The sequence below is a fragment of the Onishia taeanensis genome, from assembly GCF_013349955.1.
Lineage (GTDB): Bacteria > Pseudomonadota > Gammaproteobacteria > Pseudomonadales > Halomonadaceae > Onishia > Onishia taeanensis_B.
Map to the genome: position 1 here is coordinate 1 of NZ_JABVXC010000048.1, position 551 is coordinate 551.

The window sequence follows — 551 nt, forward strand, 5'->3', positions numbered from 1 at the left end:
GCCCCGGAGCTGTCGACCTCCAATCGCGCCACCATCGGCGGCATGATCTCGACCGATGCCAGCGGCCAGGGCAGCTGCGAATACGGCAAGACCCGCGATCACGTCCTGGAACTCGACAGCGTGCTGCTGGGCGGCGAGCGCCTGACCAGCCGGCCCCTCGATGGCGAGGCACTGGACGCGACCTGCGCCCGCGACGACCGGGTCGGCGAGGCCCATCGCACCGCTCGCGCTATCATCGACACCCAGGCCGGGCTGATCGAAGCCAAGTTCCCCAAGCTCAACCGCTGCCTGACCGGCTATGATCTGGCGCATCTGTACAACGACGATCAGGCGTTCGATCTCAATAGCGTGCTGTGCGGTTCGGAGGGCTCGCTTGGGCTGCTCAACGAGGCGGTACTCCATGTCCTGCCGATTCCGAAATACTCCACCCTGGTCAATGTACGCTACGCCAGTTTCATGGACGCCCTGCGGGATGCCAAGGCGTTAATGGCAAGCCCGGCATCCCCCACCTCCATCGAGACCGTGGACGACAAGGTGCTGGGCCTGGCGCA

At 65.3% G+C, this 551-nt stretch carries 1 protein-coding gene; it reads left to right on the top strand.

Annotated elements, in window-relative coordinates:
• A partial coding sequence (locus tag HUS66_RS17405; protein WP_175072451.1) for an FAD-binding oxidoreductase occupies positions 1-551 on the top strand: 551 nt, incomplete at both ends.